Source organism: Streptomyces sp. NPDC107765, from assembly GCF_055657085.1.
Map to the genome: position 1 here is coordinate 163,428 of NZ_JBVKBL010000006.1, position 22,541 is coordinate 185,968.

General features: G+C 73.0%; 17 protein-coding genes and 1 tRNA gene. 8 read left to right on the forward strand and 10 right to left on the reverse strand.

Annotation, left to right across the window (positions count from 1 at the left end; genetic code table 11):
* Positions 1–104 precede the first annotated feature (104 nt).
* Positions 105–1,940, forward strand: coding sequence for a glycoside hydrolase family 15 protein (locus ACZ7MX_RS17080; RefSeq protein WP_472132824.1), 1,836 nt, complete (start codon positions 105–107; stop codon positions 1,938–1,940).
* Between the two features lie 116 nt (positions 1,941–2,056).
* On the forward strand, positions 2,057–3,466 hold the full coding sequence (locus ACZ7MX_RS17085; protein ID WP_472132826.1) for a purine-cytosine permease family protein: 1,410 nt from the start codon (positions 2,057–2,059) through the stop codon (positions 3,464–3,466).
* Positions 3,467–3,484: 18 nt separating this feature from the next.
* Here the strand turns inward: ACZ7MX_RS17085 and ACZ7MX_RS17090 are convergent, their stop codons facing one another.
* The gene (locus ACZ7MX_RS17090; protein ID WP_472132828.1) at positions 3,485–5,791 is read right to left on the reverse strand and encodes a hypothetical protein; all 2,307 of its coding nucleotides are present in this window, start codon (positions 5,789–5,791) and stop codon (positions 3,485–3,487) included.
* A gap of 3 nt (positions 5,792–5,794) precedes the next feature.
* Positions 5,795–5,866, reverse strand: a tRNA-Pro gene (locus tag ACZ7MX_RS17095).
* Positions 5,867–6,044: 178 nt separating this feature from the next.
* Between ACZ7MX_RS17095 and ACZ7MX_RS17100 the strand changes: the two genes are divergently transcribed.
* Complete coding sequence (locus tag ACZ7MX_RS17100; protein ID WP_472132830.1) at positions 6,045–8,378, forward strand: DUF4132 domain-containing protein; 2,334 nt, start codon at positions 6,045–6,047, stop codon at positions 8,376–8,378.
* A 222-nt stretch (positions 8,379–8,600) separates the two neighbouring features.
* On the opposite strand, the gene ACZ7MX_RS17105 is transcribed toward ACZ7MX_RS17100, so the two are convergent.
* The 4 genes from ACZ7MX_RS17105 to ACZ7MX_RS17120 form a co-directional block, all read right to left on the reverse strand.
* Complete coding sequence (locus tag ACZ7MX_RS17105) at positions 8,601–8,927, reverse strand: hypothetical protein (RefSeq protein ID WP_472132831.1); 327 nt, start codon at positions 8,925–8,927, stop codon at positions 8,601–8,603.
* A 128-nt stretch (positions 8,928–9,055) separates the two neighbouring features.
* Positions 9,056–9,604, reverse strand: coding sequence for a DinB family protein (locus ACZ7MX_RS17110; protein WP_472132833.1), 549 nt, complete (start codon positions 9,602–9,604; stop codon positions 9,056–9,058).
* Between the two features lie 271 nt (positions 9,605–9,875).
* On the reverse strand, positions 9,876–11,258 hold the full coding sequence (locus tag ACZ7MX_RS17115) for a M64 family metallopeptidase (RefSeq protein WP_472132835.1): 1,383 nt from the start codon (positions 11,256–11,258) through the stop codon (positions 9,876–9,878).
* Between the two features lie 222 nt (positions 11,259–11,480).
* Positions 11,481–12,395, reverse strand: a complete 915-nt coding sequence (locus ACZ7MX_RS17120; RefSeq protein ID WP_472132837.1) for an NADP-dependent oxidoreductase — start codon at positions 12,393–12,395, stop codon at positions 11,481–11,483.
* Between the two features lie 152 nt (positions 12,396–12,547).
* Here ACZ7MX_RS17120 and ACZ7MX_RS17125 point away from each other — a divergent pair, with 152 nt between their 5' ends.
* Positions 12,548–13,807 carry a LuxR C-terminal-related transcriptional regulator gene (locus ACZ7MX_RS17125; RefSeq protein ID WP_472132839.1) on the forward strand — a complete coding sequence of 420 codons (1,260 nt, stop codon included), beginning with the start codon at positions 12,548–12,550 and terminating at the stop codon, positions 13,805–13,807.
* Between the two features lie 29 nt (positions 13,808–13,836).
* Here the strand turns inward: ACZ7MX_RS17125 and ACZ7MX_RS17130 are convergent, their stop codons facing one another.
* Positions 13,837–14,553: a hypothetical protein gene (locus ACZ7MX_RS17130; protein WP_472132841.1), complete on the reverse strand. Its 717-nt coding sequence runs from the start codon at positions 14,551–14,553 to the stop codon at positions 13,837–13,839.
* A gap of 161 nt (positions 14,554–14,714) precedes the next feature.
* A complete protein-coding gene (locus ACZ7MX_RS17135) occupies positions 14,715–15,902 on the reverse strand; it encodes a M24 family metallopeptidase (RefSeq protein WP_472132843.1) in 1,188 nt (395 codons plus the stop codon).
* Between the two features lie 133 nt (positions 15,903–16,035).
* Between ACZ7MX_RS17135 and ACZ7MX_RS17140 the strand changes: the two genes are divergently transcribed.
* Complete coding sequence (locus ACZ7MX_RS17140; protein ID WP_467567610.1) at positions 16,036–16,374, forward strand: hypothetical protein; 339 nt, start codon at positions 16,036–16,038, stop codon at positions 16,372–16,374.
* Positions 16,375–16,425: 51 nt separating this feature from the next.
* Here the strand turns inward: ACZ7MX_RS17140 and ACZ7MX_RS17145 are convergent, their stop codons facing one another.
* Positions 16,426–17,277: an endo alpha-1,4 polygalactosaminidase gene (locus tag ACZ7MX_RS17145; protein ID WP_472133272.1), complete on the reverse strand. Its 852-nt coding sequence runs from the start codon at positions 17,275–17,277 to the stop codon at positions 16,426–16,428.
* Positions 17,278–17,445: 168 nt separating this feature from the next.
* Between ACZ7MX_RS17145 and ACZ7MX_RS17150 the strand changes: the two genes are divergently transcribed.
* Together ACZ7MX_RS17150 and ACZ7MX_RS17155 are read left to right on the forward strand one after the other, a co-directional pair.
* The gene (locus ACZ7MX_RS17150; protein WP_472132845.1) at positions 17,446–18,519 is read left to right on the forward strand and encodes an HpcH/HpaI aldolase/citrate lyase family protein; all 1,074 of its coding nucleotides are present in this window, start codon (positions 17,446–17,448) and stop codon (positions 18,517–18,519) included.
* Between the two features lie 4 nt (positions 18,520–18,523).
* Entirely contained in the window at positions 18,524–19,399 is an 876-nt protein-coding gene (locus tag ACZ7MX_RS17155) for an HpcH/HpaI aldolase/citrate lyase family protein (RefSeq protein ID WP_472132847.1), read from the forward strand.
* 115 nt (positions 19,400–19,514) lie between these two features.
* On the opposite strand, the gene ACZ7MX_RS17160 is transcribed toward ACZ7MX_RS17155, so the two are convergent.
* Positions 19,515–20,744: an FUSC family protein gene (locus tag ACZ7MX_RS17160; protein WP_472132849.1), complete on the reverse strand. Its 1,230-nt coding sequence runs from the start codon at positions 20,742–20,744 to the stop codon at positions 19,515–19,517.
* 159 nt (positions 20,745–20,903) lie between these two features.
* Here ACZ7MX_RS17160 and ACZ7MX_RS17165 point away from each other — a divergent pair, with 159 nt between their 5' ends.
* Positions 20,904–22,517 carry a N,N-dimethylformamidase beta subunit family domain-containing protein gene (locus ACZ7MX_RS17165; RefSeq protein ID WP_472132851.1) on the forward strand — a complete coding sequence of 538 codons (1,614 nt, stop codon included), beginning with the start codon at positions 20,904–20,906 and terminating at the stop codon, positions 22,515–22,517.
* Positions 22,518–22,541: the final 24 nt, after the last annotated feature.

The following is a 22,541-nucleotide window of genomic DNA, read 5'->3' on the forward strand; positions in this document are numbered from 1 at the left end:
GCCCCCTCCCGCGTCCCCGCCCCCGCCCGGCAACGTTCGCGGTGCGTCATGGCCCGGAGGTAACCTGAACGGAGCCCTCCTGCCCTCAGAGCCGGGGAGGTCACATGGTCGCCGGTGAGAGCCTGCGTCCCAGTAGGGCGGACGCGCCGCGCTACATCCCGATAGCCGAGCACGGTCTGATCGGCGATATGCGGACGGCCGCGCTCGTCGGCACGAACGGGACCATCGACTGGTACTGCTGCACCCGTTTCGACGCGCCGAGTGTGTTCGCGTCGATCCTGGACGCCGACCGTGGCGGGTCCTTCGAGCTGGCGCCGGACGTGCCCACGCGGACCAAGCAGTTCTACTTCCCCGACACCAACATCCTGATCACGCGCTTCTTCGCGGACAACGGTGTCGGCGAGGTCCAGGACTTCATGCCGATCGTCGACGACTCACGCGAGGCGGACCGGCACCGGCTGATCCGCCGGGTGCTGTGCGTCCGCGGCACGCTGCCGTTCATCGCCCGGGTGGCTCCCCGGTTCGACTACGGCCGGTGTGCGCACACCGTGAACAGCCACGGGTGCCATACGGTCTTCGAGTCGCCGGGGCTGACGCTGGCGCTGACGTCCAGCGTTCCGGTCGAGATCGACGGTCCGGACGCCTGGTCCTCGTTCAAGCTGCACGAGGGTGACGCCGCGGTGTTCGCGCTCGACCGTATCGGCGGGGGGCTGGAGCCGCGGGCCTGTCCGACGATGGAGGCCGAGGAACTGTTCGGCGCCACGGTGCGGTACTGGCGGAGCTGGCTGTCCCACTCCCGGTACCGGGGACGCTGGCGGGAGATGGTGCACCGTTCCGCGCTCACGCTCAAGCTCCTCATCTACGCGCCGACCGGCGCCATCGTGGCCGCGCCCACGACCAGCCTGCCCGAACAGATCGGCGGCGAGCGGAACTGGGACTACCGGTACGCCTGGGTGCGGGACGCCGCCTTCTGTATTTACGCGTTGCTCAGGCTGGGCTTCACCGATGAGGCCAAGGCGTTCGTGCACTTCCTGTCCGGCAACATCCGGTCCGAAGCGTGCGCGGCCGGGCCGCTGCAGATCATGTACGGCATCGACGGTCGCAGCGAACTTCCCGAGGAGGAGCTGTCCCATCTGGAAGGGCATCTCGGTTCGGCGCCCGTCCGGATCGGCAACAACGCCGTCAAGCAGCTCCAACTGGACATCTACGGCGCCCTTATCGATTCGCTCTACCTCTATGACAAGTGGGGGGAGCCGCTGTCCAGTGAGCACTGGGATGCCGTCGGCAACCTGGTCAACTGGGTCTGTGACAACTGGGACCAGCCGGACGAGGGGATCTGGGAGACCCGCGGCAAGACGCAGAACTTCCTGTACTCGCAGCTGATGTGCTGGGTCGCCATCGAGCGGGCGATGCGGATCGCCACCCACCGCGGTCTGCCTGCGGACATGCTCCGGTGGGGGCGGACCCGCGACGCGATCTACCGGCGGATCATGGACCGGGGCTGGTCCGCGGAGCGGAAGGCGTTCGTCCAGCACGAGGGCGACACCGTCCTGGACGCCGCCGTCCTGATGATGCCGCTGGCCAAGTTCATCTCACCCACCGACCCGAAGTGGCTCTCCACGCTGGACGTGCTGGGCGAGGACCTGGTGTCCGACTCGCTGGTCTACCGCTACGATCCGCGCAGCAGCCCGGACGGCCTGCGCGGTGAGGAGGGCACCTTCTCGATCTGCTCGTTCTGGTACGTCGAGGCACTCTCCCGCGCCGGCCGCGTCGACGAGGCCCGGCTCGCCTTCGAGAAGATGCTCACCTACGGCAACCACCTGGGTCTGTACGCCGAGGAGATCGGCCGCACCGGCGAACAGATCGGCAACTTCCCCCAGGCCTTCACCCACCTGGCACTGATCAGCGCCGCCTTCAACCTCGACCGGGCTCTGGGCTGACGACCGTCCCCGATGGGGCAGCCCCAGTGGCGGCCTCCCGGTGACGGCCTCCCCGGTGGCGGCACCGCCGACGGCTCCGCCTACCGTAGGGCGCTGCCGTTGATGCCGGGAGAGGTATGACCATCGAAGATTCCGTGTTCCGTGGGCGGATGCCCGGGCGGGCCGGTGACCTGGCGGTTGAGGGGCACGGCATCGAGCCGGTGCCCGAGGGCAACCGTTACGGGACGCCGGCGCGGCTGTTCACCGTCTGGTGTGCACCGAACCTCACCATGACCGGGGTCTTCACCGGCACGGTGGGCGTCTCGCTGGGACTGGATTTCTGGACGGCGCTCGTCGCCATGGTGCTCGGCACGGTCGTCGGGGCGCTGCCGGCCGCCTACCTGTGCACCTGGGGCAGCCGGACCGGCACCGGGCAGCTCCCGTTGGCGCGGCTCGCGTTCGGTGGTGGGGTGGTGCTGCCCGGCGTCATGCAGTGGCTCACCTCCGTCGCCTGGGACGCCCTCATCGGGCTCTTCGGCGGGGAGGCGCTGGCGCAGCTGCTCGGCTGGCCGTTCTGGCTGGGCGCGCTGGTGGTGCTGCTCCTGCAGGGGCTGGTGGGGGTCTTCGGGTACGAGGTCCTGCACCGGCTCCAGACCGTGATGACCTTCGTGCTGGGCGCGGCGTTCCTGGTCATCGGCGCCAAGCTGCTGACCGGTGTGCCGCTCCCGGTGCCCGGCACCGCGCACGGCGCCGACCGGGCCGGCGCCTTCGTGCTGACCAGTACCGTGGCGCTCAGCCTGGCCGTCTCCTGGGCGCCGTACGCCTCCGACTTCAGCCGCTATCTGCCGCGCGACACCTCCCGGCCGCGGATGTTCTGGTACTCGCTGCTCGGCATGGTGCTCTCCTTCGTCTGGGTGCAGACGCTGGGCCTGTGGGGAGCCGGGTTGTTCACCGACCAGACCGCGGCCGCGGTGCACGACCTGCTGGGCGGCGGGGCACTCGGTGCCTTCGGCCTGCTCGCCCTCGCGGCCGCGGCCGTGTGCAGCAACGCGATGAACGACTACAGCGGCTCGCTGGCCCTCCAGGCGGCCGGCCTACGGGTGCCCAGGCCGCTCGCCGCGGCGGCCGCCGCCGTCCTCGGTTTCCTGCTCGTCCTGTGGCTGCACGGCGCGCACACCACCGTCCGCTTCCAGAACCTGCTGCTGTTCGTGGGCTACTGGATTCCCGGTTTCGTGGGCATCGTGCTCGTGGACGCGCGGGTGCGGGCCAGGGCCCGGGGCGGCGCACCGATCGACGTCGCGGCCGAGTTCGCCCGGCCGCAACCGTGGTGGCCGGCCTGTGTCGCCTTCCTCGCCGCGTTCGCCGCCGCCGTGCCCTTCATGAACACCTCCCTCTTCACCGGCCCGGTCGCGGCCGCGCTGCACGGCGCCGACCTCGCGTACTACGTGGCCTTCGCCGTGTCGGTGGCGGTGTACGCGCCGCTGCGGTGGGTGGTGCGGAAGCGGGGCACGGGGGCGCCGGAACCGGTCGTGGCGGCACGCGGCTGAGCCCGCCCGCCGGGTGGCTCACACGGCCGGCGGGGCGCTCAGCCAGTGGCGGCCCCGCGCGCTCCAGCCCAGGAAACGGCGGGCCCGGCCGCCCCGGGCCGTGCCGTCGGGCCCGAAGCTGCCACCCCCGGCGACCAGGCGCAGGCCCGCAACGGCGGGCGCCAGCCGGGCGGCCACATGCCAGGGGTGGCGGGCCGCCTCGTCGTCCAGCCGGGCCAGCACCCGGGCCTGCTCGCCGGGGTCGCACAGCGCCAGATGGAACACCAGGTGGCGCCAGGCGTACGCCGCGTCCTTGATCGTCGCCAGCGGCCGCGGATGGCCGTGCACCCGGGCCGTCAGCCGGCACACCGTACGGAAGCAGCGCCGCGCCAGATCGGCCGGGCCCGGCTCGGGGGCGATGCCGACCCGCCCGACCAGGGTGGCCAGATTGTGCGTGGTCAGGATCTGCGCCTGCTCGATCACCGCACCGCACTCCGCCACCGAGCCGTGCCCCAAGACCCCGGCCCGCTCGCCGCACAACCGGGCGAAGCCCGGCGACGTCCGCGGCTGGTAGCCGCGGACCAGTGCGGTGCTCGTCTCGACGATCGCCAGATTGCGCAGCGTCGCATAGTCGATGCCGTAGTACCGCTCGTAGAGCGTGCCGCCCAGCAGTTCGCCGGCGATCCGCGCCGCCGTGAGGAACTTGCGGGAGAACGTGCCCATGAAGATGTCCGCGGCGAGTTCCTCCACCAGAGGGGCGTCGAAGTCTGCCTGGCGGGCCAGCGAACCGAGTTCACGGATCAGCGGGTTGGGCAGGAGCGTGCCCGGGAAACCCTGGACGGCCAGCTCGCCGAGGTGCCGCAGCGTGGTGAGCGCGTCGTCCTGGGCGGCGTCGGCCGTCCGCTGCCCGGCCACCGCCCGCATCCACGGCAGTTCCTCGACCCGCACCTGGCGCTCCAGGTTGAGCAGCAGCAGCGAACGGCGGCGCGCGAACGCCCGGTAGTGCGCGGCCATCAGCCGGCGCAGCGCCGCGTCCGGATAGGCCTGCGCGGTCGTCGTCGCCACCAACTGGGGCACCAGCTCGGCCAGTACCTCCGCCGACGGCACCACACCACGCTCGATGAGCGTGCCGGCCGGGGCGCTCAGGGTGGACTCGACGACCTGCCGGATCGCCGCCGGAACTGCGGCTCCCACGGGCAGTCCGGTTTCCCGGTGCTCCTCCTTTGTCACCGCGACGACCAGCGACTCGACATCGGCCGTCCCCACGTCCTGAGGCAGATCGCCGAGCCGGCGGAGCACCAGCTGCGCCAGCGCGTGGTGGGACGGCAGCGCCGCCTGGGCCGCCTGCCGCGCCCGCAGCGCCGTATGCGGAACGGAACCTGGGGCTCCGCGCCGTCGCACCATGGAGGACACGGCGTGCCGCAGCAGACCGAGCCGGCGGGCATCGAGGGGACGCCCGGCGACGGTGGTCTCCAGGGAGGCCCGCAGGATGGCGAGGTTCTCCTTGGGCTTGCGGTGCTTGCCGCAGTGGGTGTGGACCGCGGCCAGCTGCCGGTAGCGGTCCAGCAGTGCCGCGCCGCGCGCGAGCCAGTCCTCGCCGGGGGCGCGGACCAGCACCCGGCCGCCCTCGGCGGTCTCCAGCCAGTGGACCAGCAGCTCATCGGCGAACGGCTGCCAGACCGTGAGCGCCTCGCGCTGCGCCTCGACGGCCGCATGCGGCCGACGGCGTGCCAGGGCCTGCCCGGCCTCGGCGACCGTCCGGCGGTGCACCGCGGAGGCGTCCGGTGCGGGCGCCGCCGCCGGCCGCGGCGTGAACCGCAACTGCCCGGCGAACGGCTCCAGTACGTCGACGAGTTCCAGCGCCTCGGCCACTTGTCCGGAGCGCACCAACCAGGCCACGGTGAGCAGCGCGGCCTCCTCGGGCACCGCGACGTCGTAGCACCCGTTGTCCAGCAGCCGGCCCAGTCCGGCCAGTCCGGCCTCGGTCAGGGAGTACGCGAAGAGCGCCCGGCGCTCGGCCGGAATGCCCGCACGGCGCGCCGCGTCCCGCTCGTACGGCAGCAGCGGACCGCCCGCGCTCGCCGCACCGGTCGCGTAGCCGCCGCGGACGACCTCGGGGGTCACCCAGGCCGGCAGGCCCGCCACCGGGGTTCGCGACCCCACGGACAGGCGGCCGGTGGTGATTCCGTCGAGCACGTTCCGCCAGCGGCGGATCCGCTCCTCGGCGCGTCGGCGGGTGGCGGCGTCCTCATGGGTGAGCGCGGTGCCGAAGGCCCTGGCCAACTGCGCCTGGGCGTAGGGCGGTCCGTCGGCGAAGGGAAGCTGCTGCTCAGCGTCGTCGTTCATAAGCCGACGTGGCGGGTGCCGCCCCCGCGCCCTCCGGGTCCCGAGCCCGGTGCTCTGCTGTTGAGCTACACGTCGATGATCGGGGAGCGTAGGCGGCTCTGAAGTCGTCGGGCAAACGGATTTCCGGGGAGCGGGTGAGGCGTTGCCCGGGGCGTCCGAACCGGCCGGTCAAGGGCGGGTCGGTGCGGCCGGGTGCACCGGCTTCGATGCAGGTCAGGGGGCATTGTCAGACCCTGCGGCTACGGTCGTCGACATGAACGAACTGTCACCGCACGCGGCCCAGTTGCGCGCCGCGATGGCCGGACCGCCGCAGGACGCCGCGTGGTCCGGCGGCCTCTGGGCCGCTTGTGCGCAGCTGACGTCGGCGGAGCTGGGCATGCTGCTGCCGGTCGCCTACCGCACCCTCGCCGCCGAGGACGCGCCCGACCACGCCCGCCAGGTCGCCCGCGAGGTCACCTGGACGAAGGTGCAACCCTCGTTCACCTCCCTCACGCTCACCGAACTCTTCCTGGCGCTGGCCGAGTCCCCGCGGCCCCGCGATGTGCGGTTCGCGGCCGGTGGTCTGCTGCGCTGCACCGAAGCCTGGGACGAGGAGGCGCTGCGCAAGCCCGCGGCAGTCCTGGTGGAGGTCGCCGGCCGCAAGGCCGACGAAACCGCCGATGCCGCCCTGGCGGTGGCCCCGCTGGCCGGCCCGGAGGCCGAACGCGAGCTGGCCGGGCGTCTGCGGGAGCTGTACGCCGACAGCCCGTTGCGCTCCGCGGAGATCGAGGTGCTGCTCGCGACGGGCCCCCGCGAACGGGCCCTGGTCGCCGAGGACCGGCGGTACGCACCACTGACCGGCGAGTGGCCGCTGCTGACGGACGCCGCGCTCGGGCCGCCCGCCGAGGAACTGCACACCGAGCTGGCCCGCCAGGTGCTGAGCACCGCGGCCGACCACCTGGCCGCCCTGCACGCCGGCCGGGTCCCGTACGCCGCCGACAAGGCATTCACCGCCTCCGACAGCGACACCCTGTGGCGGGCGGCCCGGCGCGCCCTGCGGCGTGACGAACCATGGGCCGGGCAGCTCCTCGCGACCCTGCTGCCGCACAGCGCCGTGGCCCCGACCACCGCCAAGACCCTGCCGTCGCAGGCCGCCTGTATCGGCCTGGCACAGGCCGTCGAGACCCACCCGACCCCCGAAGCCGTCGCCGCACTCCGCGAGGCCCGTCGCGTCGTCCGGCACGCCGGCGTCACCAAGAAGCTCGACCGCACACTGCGGCGCGCCGAGCGGAACCTCGCCCGTCGCCCCGAACTCGCCCTGCGAATAACGGACTTGGGCCTCGACGCCGACGGTGTCCGGCGCCTCCCCTGCGGCCCGTACACCGCCGTGCTCACGGTCGGCGAGGAGGCCACCCTGGCCTGGGAGAAGGCCGACGGCCGGGCACTGAAGTCCCTGCCGGCCGCCGCCCGGCGGGATCACCCCGACGAGGTCGCGGCCGCCCGTGACCTCCTGGCGAAGGCACGCGCCCAGATCCGCACGCTGATCCGGGGAGTGGAAGGCGGCTATCTGGAGGGCACCGTCCATCGGTACGACCGCTGGCGCGATGCCCTCGACCAGAATGCCGTGGTCCGTGGCACCGCGCGCCGCCTCATCTGGGAGGTCGAGTACGCGCCGGGGGAGTGGCGGGCCGTCCTGCCCGCGGCGGGACCGGCCGACGACGCCCCCGAGCCGGCCGGGTCCGCCGCGGTCCGGCTCTGGCACCCGGCCCGCGCCACCCCCGCCGAACGTCACTATTGGCGCGACCGCATCGCGGAGCTGGGGCTGCGCCAGCCGTTCCGCCAGGCCTACCGGGAGCACTACCGCCCCGAGGACATCGGAGACGGCGCCTCCGGAGGCAGCCATACCGGACACGAGGCCACCAGCGACGGCCCCACCGGAAGCGGGGCTACCGGAAGCCCCGCCGCCACGGGCTCCGCCCACACCACGATCATGTTCCACGGTCATCTGCTGCGGATCGAGGCGGTCCTCGGGCTGGCCGTGCGCCAGGGGTGGAACATCGAGGACGACGTACTCGTCCTGCCGGTGGGGGAGTTGACCGCTTGTTTCGTGATCGCCGGGTCTCTCTATCCCGGGGCCAGTGGCTGGGCGGAGGCCATGGAGGTCAAGCTCTTCCGCGCCGACGGGAGTCCCCAGCCCCTGGCGGAGGTCGATGCCGTACGGCTCTCGGAGATCCTGCGCGCCGTCGATCTGCTCGTCAGCGCCGGCAGCTTCGGCTGGTGCGAGACCCACGCCCATGAACGAGGCGCCTGGCAGCAGCTGAACCGCCTCTACGACCAGCCGCTCGGCGAGGGTGCACGGATGCGCAGGGAGGCGCTGCGCCGCGTCCTGGCCGCGCAGATAGCCTCCGGCCGGGTCGAACTCGGCGCCCGGCAGCTGCTGTTGGACGGGCGTTATGCCGTCCACCTGGCCACCGGACGGGTCACCCGCGACGGCGATCCGGTGGAGATCAACCTGCCGACGGGGCGACGGGCCGTCCCCCTGCCGTTCCTGCCCTACGACGAGACATTGCTGGAACGTGTGGTGCGCACGGTGGAACACCTCATGTGAGGCAAAGGGTCCACGAGATGAGGGGGGGCTCCCCCCCCTCATGGCCCATGAGATACGGGGGGTTCGGCCGTGGCCCGGAAGGGCGACGTCCCCGCGCAGCCGCGGATCTGCGCGGGGACGGCCGTTGATGCGGAGGGTGCGCTAGGAACCACCAGTGGCCCACCGGTTGCCGATCAGTGGCCTACCAGCGGCCTACCAGCGTCGTGAGCGGCCCAGGGCGGCTTAGAGCGGACGGGCCCACAGGTCCCACATGAGGCCCGAGCCGTCGCAGAAGGGGTCGGCCCACTTGCCGCTGGCGACCAGGTCCGTGCCGGCCGCCTGGCAGCCGCTGAGGGTCCAGAACTTCTTGCCGGTCCACACCGTGCCGGGCGGACCGTCCATCGGCCGGACCTGCTGCCGCGCGGCGGCGGCGGGCTCGGTCGCCGTGGCATGGGACTGCGTGGCGGTCTGGGCGCCGGTGAGGGCGTGGGCCTGGGCGGCGCCGCCCAGGCCGGCGATCGTGAGCGCGGCGGCCGCCAGCGCGGTGGTGAGAACTCGCCTGTTACGCACGTGATGTCCTTTCCCCGTAGGTCCGGGCCCGGTGCGGGCCCGACACCCCGTACACGGAGGAGGGGGCTTGGGCGTATGACACCTCGCCATGTGACCTGGGTCACAGGGCGAGGGGGCTGTGAGGTGGCTCATCGGCCGATGGTGCCGTCGAGGCGTTCGCGCAGGAGGTCGGCGTGGCCGTTGTGCCGGGCGTACTCGGCGATCATGTCCACCAGGATGCTGCGCAGTGAGACCGGTTCGCCGGTTCTCTTGTGGATTCCGGTCTCCTCCAGTGACGTTGCCGAGGTGACGATCTGCCGGGACCGCTCGCACTCCGCCCGCCAGACGGCGAAGGCTTCGTCGACATCACCGTCGAGCGAGGTGAAGTCCTGGTCGGGGTCGTCGTCGGAGTAGTACAGCAAGGGGACCTCCTCGCCGGCGAACTGGATCCGGAACCACCAGCGTTCGCAACCGGCCAGGTGCCGGACCAAGCCGTGCAGGGAGAGCCCGGAGGGCGGCACCGCCTGCCGGGAGAGCTGCTCCGCCGACAGTCCGGCGCACTTCAGCGCGAAGGTCGCGCGGTGCCAGTCCAGCACCGCACTCAGGGTCTCCCGCTCCCCACCCGTCGCCGGTGTCGGGCGGCGGGTGTCGCTGTCCAACTGGGGGGAGTAGTGCGCAGGGGTCGATCGGTCGGTCATCGTGTGGCTCCCGTCGTCGTGCTCCCGGTGCCGGGCTCCCGGCGTCGGGACCCCGCCTCGCGGTCGTGCCCTCTCGGACGCGAACGGTTCCGGATGCGGATACCGCCGAGTGTGGCAGGGGCCACTGACAATCGCCGCTGACCTGCGCATTTACGGGCTCACCGCCCCTCCACTCCCCGAGTTCCGGAGCTGGCGGGGAGGGGCGGTGTCGCGTTCGAGGCTCGTAAGGGTCAACCGCCGCCCGGCGGACGGCGATTGACCCCGGCGGCCGTTACGGGGCGATCTTCCAGCTCAGCGCGCCCGACATCAGCCGGCGCACTGCCGGGTCGCGGACCGCGGCGGTCCGGTCGGCGGCACGGGCGGTGACGGTGTGCCGGCGGCCGTCGGCCGGGACGCCCAGGGCGCGCGGGACGACCGTGGTCCGGCCGCGCGCCGACTTCCGCTCCCGGCCGTCGACGTACCACTTGAGCTGCGCGGACGCGGGCACGGTGACATGGATGCGGGTGCCGCGGGTGAGCGTCCGGTCGGTGGGCAACGGGCTGCTGAGCACGCTCCCGAACCGGTAGAAGCCCGCGATCATCGCCTCCCGGCCGGGGAGGTTGAACTCCCGTCCCAGGCTCCGCATGATCGAGTTCTCGGTGGGGCGGTTGAGCCCGTACTGGTAGTAGCCGCCGCCCTCGTAGGCACCCACGGTGCCGCCGTCCGGGGATTGCCGGCCGAGCCAGCGGTACCACTTCTGGCGCTGTGCGGCCATCTGGTCGGCGGAGAGGGTGGAGAGGTTGGCCTGCTGGGGCTCGGGCCCGGAGTAGGTGCCGGACTGGCCGTAGTCGTACTCGTCGGCGAGCTTCCCGAGCGAATGGCCGGTCTCGTGCACCGCGATCTGGTCGGACCGGTCGTTGTCCGAGGAGGCGGTGGCGATCCCGTCGTAGCCGACCTTGGAGGAGATGTCGTTGTAGCCGGCGCCGCCGTATTTGGTGGAGTTGGAGAGGACGACGACCAGGTCGGCGGCGGGGGCCTTGGCGGCGTACGCCTCGACCTTCCCGGTGTCGACGCAGAGCAGCCGCTCGGTCCCGTCGCAGAAGAACGCGGAGCCGAGAGCGGTGTTCCGCACCACGTCCTGGGTCGGGTCACCGGAGACGCCGGAGTCGTGGGAGACGGCGTCCACCGCCCAGACGTTGAACTGGCCGGCGTAGGACGCGTAGGGCTCCACGGCACTGATCTTCGCCCACTTGGCGCGGACGTCGGCGTGGAAGTCCTCCTGCTGGGCGGAGGTGTAGCCGTCGCCGACGAAGACGACGTCGAGCTTGCTGCCGACCGGGCCGTTCTGGACGATCGGCGTGACCTCGCCGTCGCCCGCGGCGATCGCCGACTTCTGCGAGCGGGACAGCGGCTTCGGGGCCGCTACGGAGGTGTGCCGGGGGTGGCCGCCCGGGCCGGTGAAGTACTCGACCCGCTGGGTCTTTTGGGCCTGCGGGGAGGAGGGGGCCGGGGTGGTGGCGCCCTGTGCGGTGCTCGCCGCGGCCGTCCCGGCAGCCAGCGCGGCGACGGCCACCGCGCCGAAGAGGGAGGTGCGCAGCGACGGGCGGCGCGGAGTGCGTCCGGTGGCACCACGGTGCCGACCGGTGCCGGGTATGGAGGGGGAACGTCTGAGCATGGGGGGTTATTCCTTCCGAACGTCACCATGAAAGCGGTGAGTTGTGCCTTGTTCAGGCGCCGCTCAACGTAGAGGGTCGGAAGGGCAAGAGCAACGGGAATGCGCAGGGACCACAGAAGAGCGCAGGGATAACGGAAAACCCCACGGGTCACGGGAATGCCGCCACGGCCTCGCGGACCGTGACGGCACCCGGGTCACCCGGCACGGGCGGACGCGCCCGGCTCAGACCTCGATGACCAGCTTCCCCCGCACATGGCCCGCCTCGCTGAGCTCCTGGGCCTTGACGGCCTCGGCGAGCGGGAAGGTCTCGGCGACCGGTACGGACAGCCGGCCCTCCACGGCCAGCCGGGCCTGCCGGACCAGGCCCGCGCGCACCTGCTCCGACGGCGTACCGCCCGCGGAGAACGGCACGCCGTGCTCGGCCGCGTTCGGGTCGGCGATGGTGACGATGCGGTCCGTCGTCCCGCCGCGCAGGGCGATGGAGAGCGGCAGCACGTCCTGGCCGGCCGCGTCGAAGACGGCGTCCACGCCCTGCGGGGCCGCGGCCCGGACCCGGTCGGCGAGCCCCTCGCCGTACGCCACCGGTATCGCGCCGAGCGCCCGCAGGAAGTCGTGGTTGGCCGGCGACGCCGTGCCCACCACCGTGGCGCCCAGGGCCACCGCCAACTGGACGGCCACCTGGCCGACCGCCCCCGCGGCCCCGTGCAGCAGCAGCGTCTCGCCCTCGGCCAGGCCCAGTTGGTCGAGCACCCGCTGCGCGGTCTCCCCGGCGACGGGCAGCGTCGCCGCGGCCCGGAAGGACAGTTCGGCCGGCTTGGGCACGATGTCGCCGGCGAGGGCGTACTCGGCGTAGGCGCCGGTGCTGGTCCAGCCGAAGACCTCGTCCCCGACGGACACCTCGTGGTCGCCCGGGCCCAGCGCGTCCACGATCCCGGCGAACTCCAGACCGGGCACCGCGGGGAACGTGGTCGGGTAGTACTGCTCCACCCATCCGTAACGCCGCTTGTAGTCCAGTGGGTTGACGCCGACCGTCACCACCTTCACCCGGACCTGCCCCGGGCCCGGTTCGGGCTTCTCGGTCTCGCCGAACGTGAGCACTTCCGGGCCGCCGAAGCTGTGGTAAATGATCGCCTTCATGGTGGATCTCCCCGCTGATGGTGTGAGAACGCTTGTGGTGTTCGGGCTCCAGCCTCGCCCCCGGGGGCGTGCTTGGTCCCCGGCCATCGGGCCAGTCCCCGCTGGCCAAAAGTCCAGCGCCCGTTCCGCCGCGGCTGGCTAGGCTGATGACCATGGAGCTGACCGGAGCCGTCCCCGCACTGACCGCCGCCTACGAGGTGATCCGCCGGCCGCTGGGCGAGATCCTGCCGCGGCTCTCCGAGGTGCTGTCCGGGGCGGTCCCGCACCGTGCGGCGGCCGAACTCTCCACGCACTGCGCGCACTCACCGTTCAAGACGGCCGGTGATCCGGAGATCACCGGACGGCTCTCCACCGCCGACCTGGCCCCGCTGCTCGCCGCCGGCATCCCGGGCCGGCCGTGGCAGGGGACGCTCGACCTGGCCGGGGCCGAACGGCCGGTGCTCGCCGTGACCAGCCATGCGACGCCCCGCGGCGCGGTCCTGTTGCTGGTGCGTGACACGCCGGCCACCCTGGTCGACGAGAGCGTCACCGCGCTTGTCCAGGCCCTGTGGGACATCGTCACCAGCCACTTCGATCGGCTGGCGGCGGAGGCCATGCCGGGTGCGCTGGCCCGTTCGCGGACCGCCGCGGGCACCCGGGCCCGGGTGATCGCCGAGCTGGGCGAGGCGTACTCGGCCGCCCTCACCGGCGTGCTGGGCGTCCTGCGCAGCCGCACCCTGGACGATGCGGCCGCCCGCGCCACCGCAACGGACCTGGCCGTCTCCGCCCTCGTCGAACTGCGCGCCGAGGCCGAACGCGACCAGCAGATCGCCGAGGAACCGGCCGACCAGGCCTTCGCCCGGCTCGCCGAATCCCTCCGGCCGCTGGTGCGCTACAGCCCCGTACGGCTCGAACTGGGCGCGCCCGACTCCGTGCGCACCCTGGCGGCCGACGTCGCCCACACCGCACGGGCGGTCGTCCGGGCCGTACTGATGAAGGCACTGGAGCAGGAGGCGGTGACCCGGGTGCACGTCTGCTGGCAGATCAACGACGACGAACTGCGCGCGACCGTACGGGACGACGGGCCCGGCACCCTCACCCCCGACGCACTGGCTCCCGGCCGGGTCCGGGACCGGCTCGACGTCCTCAAGGGCCGCTTGGACGTCGACGCGGTGCCCGGCTGGGGCACCACGGTCTCGGCGACGATCCCGCTGCGGGTCTCCCAGGACCCCGCGCCCGACCCTCTCATCGCCCTGGGCGAACGGGAGTTGGAGGTACTGGCGCGGCTCGCGCTCGGGCACCGCAACCGGGCGATCGCCCAGGAACTCCACATCAGCGAGTCGACGGTGAAGTTCCACGTCGCCAAGATCCTCACCAAACTGGGTGTCGAGTCACGGGGCGCGGCGGCGGCGCTCTTCCACGCCGTGGCGTGAGGGCACGGGCGCGGCCGTCGCTGCGCCCGCTACGCGAGGTGCTTGCCGTTGCCCACGTGCCGGGCCTTGGGCACGCCGCTGAACCGCGCCGCCTGCCCGGCCGGTGCCGTGCGCATCGTCCGTTCCGCGCGGGCCCGGCGCTCCTCGCTCTCGTCCACCGGGGTCACCTCGCTCCAGTAGATGTCCAACATCGTGCGCAGCGAGGTCGGTTCGTTCGCCGGCCCTATCGGGACGGTGATCCGGTCCAGGGCGCGCCAGAGTTCGTAGTCGGCCTGGTCGGCGATGCCGCCGGACCGGGCGTGCGCGGCCTGGTGGCGGTGCACCGCACAGGCAAGGTCGCGCAGCCGGTCGCGGTGGTTCTGCGCGACCTGGTGGTTCATGGAGCGGTTGAGCTCCTTCTTCGCCTTGTTGATCTCCGACAGGGCGTTCTGCACCGTCCGGCTGAAGTTCGCCGCGCGGTGCCGCCAGGCGTCGTACTCCCGCTTCGAGGCGAACCACTCCTGTTTGCCGGCCGGTCCGCGGGCGAAGCACTCCAGGCGGAACCGCTCGCGCTCCTCCCGCCGCTTGCGCAGCACCGACGAACTGCGCTGGAAGAGGGCGTTGAGGGCGTCGCGGGTGCGGTCGATGAGCGCCGGGTCGATCAGGGCCGCCCACACCTCCGGGTCCCGTGCGGGCGGGTGGGCGTGGTCGAGGACGAGTTGTTCGTACGCGGCGTCGTCGAGACGGGACAGGCGGCCTGCGTCCATCAGTCGGCCTCCAAGCCGGTTGTGGGCTGCACCGCCCCATGGTGGCGGCTGGGTGCGACAGCCGACAGGGCGCACTCAGGACGCCGGAATGCGCCCGTGGCACAGTCCGGGCGCACGGTTCGCAAGCTCGGGGGCGGGGCGCGCGATGGTGACGCGCCGGCTCAATTCGGATATGGGGTACGGGTGAGCACCTCGCAGCCGTCCTCGGTGACCAGCGCCGTGTCGGAGCACGCGTACGTGCCCAGCCGCTCGTCCAGCAGCCAGGACTGGACGTGGAACGTCATCCCGGCGCGCAGTCGCAGCGGGTTGCCGGGCCGCAGGGTGCGGGTGCCGCCCATCCAGCTCGGCGGGAAGCCGATCCCGACGAGATACCCGCAGTGGTGGCGGCGGTACGGCCGGCCGATCGCCTCCTCGACGACCGCGCGCCAGGCGCCGAAGACCTGCTCGGCCGTGCGGTCCGGGCGCAGTGCCGCGCACAGGGCCCGCATCGCCGCCTGTGCTGCCTCGGCCGCCGGGCGGTGCCGGGCCGCCTCCCGGGGGTCGAGGTGGTGCAGCCGGGCGAGGGGTGCGTGGTAGCGCCCGTAGGCGGCGGACAGCTCCAGGAAGACGCCGTCCCGGGGCCCGAACTCCCGCCGGGTCCAGGTCAGATGCTCCTGGTCGAGCCGGTCGGTGCTGCGCACGAGCGGGGCAAAGCCGGGCAGGTCACCGCCGGCCCGGAACATGGCGTCGTGCACCGCGGCGGCCACCTCGTTCTCCCGTGCCCCGGCGGTGGCCGCGGCGAGTCCGGCGGCCATGGCCGTGTCGGAGAGCCGGGCCGCGGTGCGAAGGTGGCCGATCTCGCGGGCGGTGTGCACCGACCGCCGGAGGATGAGCAGGTCGCTGCAGTCCGTCCAGGTCACCGGGACATCGCGGCGCAGCCGGTCCCACACGGCGGGCGGCAGGGCGAGGGCGTCGGCCTGGTATCCCACGCGGTGTGCGGGCCGGGCCAGTTGGGCGAGCGCGTCGACCAGTGCCTCGGCCGGAGCGGTGCCGTCCGGGTAGCCGTGGTGCGCCACCTCATGGGTCTGTGCGCGGGCCGTGGGGGCCTCCATGGCCCGTTCGACGAGGACGGGTGTCCCGTCGAGGGGCAGGAGGAGGGCGGTGACGGCGAAGTGGCCCTGGTGGTTGAGGCCGCAGTGGTAGTGGATGTCCTCGGGGGCCGTCACGAGCAGCAGGTCCAGCCCGTCGCGCGCCATCGCCTCCCGCGTACCGGCCAGCCGCCGGGCGTATTCCTCTGGTGGGAAGCCGGGTTCGGGCAGGTCGTGGGGCGCGTCGGGCTGCCGGGGCGGTGGGGGAGGGAGATGCGGCATACGTCCAGTCTGCCCCGGGTGGTGCCCTGCCTCTCACCGGATCTGACGGGAAGTGAACGCCCGCGGGCCGTCGTCCGTATCTTCCGGCAACCGTGCCCCACGGGGGCATGGGCCGACGAAGTGAGGAGCGCCCATGACCGACGCCGGTAACCCGCAGCTCCAGGCCCTGCCGGAAGGTGATGCCCAACTGTCGCTGGTGGTCCGCCTCCAGTGGGAGGACGTCGCCGCCCTCGGCCAGGAGGCCACCCGGCTCGCCGCCCGGTTCAAACGCCCGGTGACGCTGGACGAGGCGGCGTCCCACCGGCTGCGGATCCGGCCGCCGGCCCCGCCCGTCAAGACCGTGCCCCAGGAACGGACGCCCCCCGCGGTCACCTCCACCACGGTGTCCCCGCTGCCCGCCCGCTCCCCACAGGAACAGGCCCGGCAGGCGATCGAGCGGATCAACGGCACGGCCGGACACGAGACGGCGTAGGAGGGGCACCGGCCGGGCGCGGAGGCCCGCGGCCGGCTGCCCGACCCGCCGTCAGCAGTGCCGGTCGACATGCCCCTTGGTGCCGGCCGGCCGGAGGTCCCGGTCGCGCAGGGTGACGGAGAGCCTCGGGCCCCAGGTGCGGCAGGCGTCGGCGAAGTCCTTCTCGCGGTACTCGATGACGAAGATCCGGTCGTCGTAGGCGTCCGCGAAATCGCCGCACTCCTTGTAGCGGGCGCATTCCTCGACGACGGCGAAGTCGAAGCCGAGGGACCGGCGGCGGGGCAGCAGGTCGGCGGTGTTCTTCTGGGCGACGGCCAGACCCCGCTGGTGGGCGCGGCGGACCAGCAGCCGGGCGAAGGCCGCCGCGTCCCCGGCGGTGAGCCGGCCGTCCGAGCGCTCGTAGGAATCGAGGTTGTCCGGTTCCACCGCCTCGTAACCCGCCGTGGCGCAGCCGTCGATCCACGGGCCGACGATGTCCATGAGTGCCGTGCGCTTGGCGGCCGTGGAGATGTCCAGCAGCGGCTCGTCCCAGTCCTCGTCGACGACGGGCCTGCCGTCCGCGTCACGGAGCAGCAGGTCGGGGTGGCGCCGCTGCCAGCTGCCAGTCTCGTCCGGCTGGGCCTGGAAGGCGTTGACGTAACAGACGTTGTAGCGGCCGGGGGCGGGCTTCGCCGTGCGGTCGCGGGAGACCGCACGGACGCCGCGGGGCGGCGGATAGGGGCCGCCGAGCTGGTAGTCGAACTCCGCGTCCGCGGCCGGCGGCCGCACCGCGCGGGGCGTCGCCGCGCCGGTGTCCTGTGGGCCGCGGCCGGGGGAGCATGCCGCGCCGAACGGCAGCAGCAGGGACAGCGCCAGGAGCAGGGCGCGGGTGGGGCGGGAAGGGTGAAGCTGCACGAAGTGGATCTTAGGTGCGAAGGCGATGTTCCTTGCCGCCGCGCTGCGTTCGGTGACCAACAGCACAGGTACTGACCAGTAGCGTTACCGGTCCGCGGGCCTAGAGTGAGGGCCCGATGGCGCCGCCGGACAGCCGGCGGCGGCCCGCACCCCTCTTTATCCGACCAGGGAGACTGCATGCGCTCTCCGAAGGACTTCTTCCGCCCACTGGCCGTCGGTGCACCGGCACCGGTGCGCGAAGTACCCTTCCGGCCGTCCCGGATGATCCACTTCTTCGATCCGGGCAACGAGAAGATGGCCGCCAAGGTGCCGGACATCGCGCCGACCGTGGACGTACTGCTCGGCAATCTGGAGGACGCCGTCGCCGCCGACCGCAAGGAGGCGGCCCGGTCCGGCCTGGTGAAGATCGCCAAGGCGACGGACCTCGGCGACACCCAGCTCTGGACCCGGATCAACAGCCTGGACTCGCCCTGGGCGCTGGACGACCTCCTGACGCTGGTCACCGAGATCGGCGACAAGCTGGACGTCATCATGGTGCCGAAGGTGGAGGGCGCCGAGGACATCCACTACGTCGACCGGCTGCTCGCCCAGCTGGAGGCGAAGGCCGGGATCGAGCGGCCGATCCTGGTGCACGCCATCCTGGAGACCGCCACCGGCGTCGCCAACGTCGAGGAGATCGCCGGCGCCAGCCCCCGTATGCAGGGCATTTCGCTCGGCCCGGCCGACCTGGCCGCCAGCCGCCGGATGAAGACCACCCGGGTGGGCGGCGGCCACCCCGGATACCTCGTACGGGAGGACCCGCACGGGGCGGACGGCAGCGCGCCGCGGGCCACCTTCCAGCAGGACCTGTGGCACTACACCCTCGCGCGGATGGTCGACGCCTGCGCCGCGCACGGCATCCTGCCGTACTACGGGCCGTTCGGTGACATCAAGGACACCACCGCCTGCGAGGACCAGTTCCGCAACGCCTTCCTGCTCGGCTGCGTCGGTGCCTGGAGCCTGCACCCGGTGCAGATCGCCATCGCCAAGCGGGTGTTCTCCCCGTCGCCCGCCGACGTCGCCTGGGCCCGCAGGGTCATCGACGCCATGGGTGACGGCACCGGAGCGGTGATGATCGACGGCAAGATGCAGGACGACGCCACCTACAAGCAGTGCCAGGTCGTCGCCCAGCTCGCCGACGCCCTCGCCGCCCGCGACCCCGAGCTGCGCGACGCCTACGCCGCGGCAGAGTCCCGGCAGAACAAGGAGTAAGTCCGTGTCCGACGCGATCCTGCGGCCGCGCCGCTCCGTGCTCTACATGCCGGGCGCCAACGAACGCGCCCTGGAGAAGGCCAAGTCGCTCCCCGCCGACGCCCTCATCCTGGACCTGGAGGACGCGGTCGCCCCCGACGCGAAGACCGACGCCCGCAAGCGGGTCGCGGCCGCCGCGGCCTCGGGCGAGTACGGCTACCGCGAGGTGACGATCCGGGTCAACGGACCGGGCACCGAATGGCACGCCGACGACCTGCGGGCCGCCGCCGAGGCCGGCCCGGACGCGGTCGTCGTCCCCAAGGTCGAGTCCGCGGCGACCGTGCGGGAGGTCGAGCGCGCACTGGAGGCGGCCGGCGCCCCGGACCGTACGGCCATCTGGGCGATGGTCGAGACCCCGCGCGCGATGCTGGACGCCCGTGCGGTGGCGGCCGCCAGCGAACGGCTCACCGTACTGGTCATGGGCACCAACGACCTGGCCAAGGAACTGCACGCCGAGCACGTCCCCGGCCGGGCCCCGCTGCTGACCGGGCTGTCGCTGGCGCTGCTGGCCGCCCGGGAGTCCGGCAAGGTGATCCTGGACGGGGTCTACAACGACGTGAAGGACGCCGCCGGGTTCGAAGCGGAGTGCGTCCAGGGGCGGCAGTTCGGCTTCGACGGGAAGACCCTGATCCACCCCTCGCAGCTGGAGCCGTGCAACCGGGTCTTCGCCCCCTCGGCCGAGCAGATCGACCGCTCCCGGAAGATCATCGACGCCTTCGAGGAGGCCACCCGCGAGGGGCGCGGCGTGGTCACCGTCGACGGCCGGCTGATCGAGAACCTGCACGTCGAGGACGCCCGCCGGATCCTGGCCCTCGCCGAGGCGGTCGCCGGCCGCGACTGACCGGCACCGGCCGGGACGTACGTCGAGCGCCCGCCCGTGGACGGCCGAAAGCGGCCCCACGCGGCGGGCGTCGGCGCTCGGGCACCTCCCCGGCGGCCCACGGGGCGGCCGCCCGTCAGAGCACCGGTGCGCGGCGCGACCGGCCCAGCCGCAGCCGGCCCCGGAGCTTGTCCACCAGCGGATACCTCTCCCGCTGCTCACGGGACTGCCGGTCCAGCTCCTCCACCAGCCGCTGGGACCGCTTCTCCACGTCGAGCTCGTCCAGGATGCGGTCGATCTCGGCCAGCAGCGCACCGTGCAACTGCCACTGCCGCGGATGCTCCTGCACCTCGTCGAGCAGCAGATGCGCCACCGTCTCGCGGCTCTCCCGGCTGGCGGCCAGCTCCTTGACCAATCGGTCCTCCGCCTGGTCCGCGTTCGCGCTGACCTGCGTCGTGATCAGCACGGCGAAGCTGTCCACCGCCCGGGCCATGTGCCGGAACAGCTCGCTCAGGGAAGCACCGATCCGCGACGAGAACAGCGACTCCTCGGTCCGGGCCTTGGCCAGGTCGGTCAGCGTCCGGCAGACCGTGCGCAGCACCACCGCGGAGATCTCCAGGGTGTCCAGACCGGTCCGCAGCACCACCCGGGAGAGCAGCCCCTCCTTGACCCGGGGATTGAGCCGCAGACTGTCCTCGGCCTGCCGCAGCGCCGCGTCCACCTGCACGATGTCGTGGTCCAGCCGCCGCGCCTCGTGCAGCCGGGCGGCGGCCTCCGCGACCGGCGTATGGCCCACCACCTCGTCGCTGAGGCTCAGCAGCAGCACCCGCATCCGGCCGGCCAGCCCCTCGATCGCCTCACTGGCGGGGTGCACCAGCACCGGCGGCACGAACAGCACGTTGAACAGCAGCCCGACCACCGCCCCGATCAGCGTCTCCAGCACCCGGTCCCAGGCCGTCGCCGCCACCCGCGTCGTCGTCACGCCCAGTACCAGCATCGCGCTGATCGCCACTTCGGGGACGAACTCGCCGGCCTTCACGAACCGGCCGATCACCAGCGAGGCCAGGATGATCAGCCCCAGGCTCCACCAGGTCAGCCCCACCAGCGAGCTGAAACCGATGGCGATGACCACCCCGACCACCACCGAGTTCACCCGGCGCATGCTGGTGGTCAGCGTGGTGTAGAGGGTGACCTGGACGACGAGGAGGGCCGTCAGGGGTGCGGTCAGCGGCGCCGGTTCGCTGCTGACCATCAGCGCGACGACGTACGAGATCACGGCGGCGATGGTCGAGCGGAGCGTCTGCGCGACCACGGGCTCGCTGTGCCGCCGGACGAGATCCAACAGCGGATCGGTTACTTCACGCACTCTTCTCCCCCTTCCCGCTTTCCGCACCGAGAGCAACATGCACGGCCGCCCTACCCGCATTCGGCCCCCTGCGGTCGTCCGGCCGGCCGTCGCCACCGATGATCGTCCGGAGAGGACGGACCGGCCCGGTCAGGGACGGCGGCGCACGGGAGTGGTGCGATGAGCGGCGACGACGCGGACCAGGAGGCGCGACCGCGCGCCCCGCACGACGGTCACGGCGGCCCCGCCGACGGGCCCGGCGGCCTCGTCCGGCGGCACTTCCTCGGGGCCGCGGCGGCCGGCGCCGCCGCTCTCGCCCTCCCCACGGCCACCGGCTGCGACACCGCCTCCGACAAGACCCCCGGCCCGGCCCCCGGCACCGGCCCCGACGACCTCGCCGCGGAACGGGCCCGGGCCGGCAACCCCGACTGGCGGCTCCACACGCCCGGCCCGCCGGAGGCCGTCGAGGGCTACACCGACACCGTCAGCGTCCGGCCGGGCGAGGAATTCGGCCTGTACGTCTCCACCACCGCGCCCGGCTTCCGGGTCTCGGCCTACCGCGTCGGCTGGTACGGCGGCGCCCAGGCCCGGCTCGTCTGGCGCTCCCCGAGGATCGCCGGACAGCACCAGCGCCGCCCGCGGCTGCTGCCCGGCACCCGGACCGTCCGCGCGGACTGGCGGCGCACCCTCGCCGTGCGCACCACCGGCTGGCCACCGGGCGCGTATCTGCTCCGGCTGGACGCGGACCACGGGCACCAGCGGTACGTGCCGCTGGTGGTCCGCTCCGCGACCGCCGCCGGCCGGACCGTGCTGATGCACGCCGTGACGACCTGGCAGGCGTACAACCGCTGGGGTGGCCACAGCCTCTACGCCGGCCAGGACGGCGCCTACCGAACACGGTCGCTGGCCGTCAGCTTCGACCGGCCCTACGACGCGAACGGCGCCGAGAAGTTCCTGGTCCACGAGCGTGCCGCGGTCGTCCTCGCCGAACGGCTCGGCCTGCCGCTGGCCTACACCACGTCCGTGGACGTCCACCGCTCCCCGTCGGAGCTGCGGGGCGCCACCGCCGTCCTCTCGCTCGGCCACGACGAGTACTGGACGCCGCAGCAGCGCGCGCATGTCACCCGGGCCCGCGACACCGGCGCCAACCTCGCCTTCCTCGGCGCCAACGCCTGCTTCCGCCGGGTCCGGCTGGACCCCGGCCCCTCCGGCGCGCTGCGCACCGTGACCTGCTACAAGACCGCCTACCGGGACGACCCGTCCTTCGCGGCCCACCACGAGCCGCCCACCCACGACTTCCGCCTGCCACCCGCCGCCGACCCCGAGTCGTCCCTCACCGGCGTCTTCTACGAGGGCTACCCCACCGACGCCCCCTACGTCGTCCACCAGCCGGACCACTGGCTCTTCGCGGGGACCGGAGCCGGCCGCGGGGCGTCGTTCGACCACCTCGTAGGGGTGGAGTACGACCGGGTCACCCCCGAAGCGCCCACTCCGGAGAAGCTGGAGATCATCGCCCACTCACCGCTGGTCTGCGCGGGCCGCAGCAGCCACGCGGACTCCGCGTACTACACCGTGGCGAGCGGCGCCGGGGTCTTCGCCACCGGCACGATGCGCTGGGTCGAGGCGCTGATGGCCGGCACCGGCGACGACGGCCGCGACCACGGGATGGACACCCGGACCAGGGCGTTCGTCACCCGAACCACCGAGAACCTGCTCCGCGCCTTCGCCTCGGGGCCGACCGCCCGGACCAGGCCCGCACCGCGGAACAACGTGGCCGCGGTGTACGGCGCCTGACGGGCCGGGGCGCGCCGGGCTCGC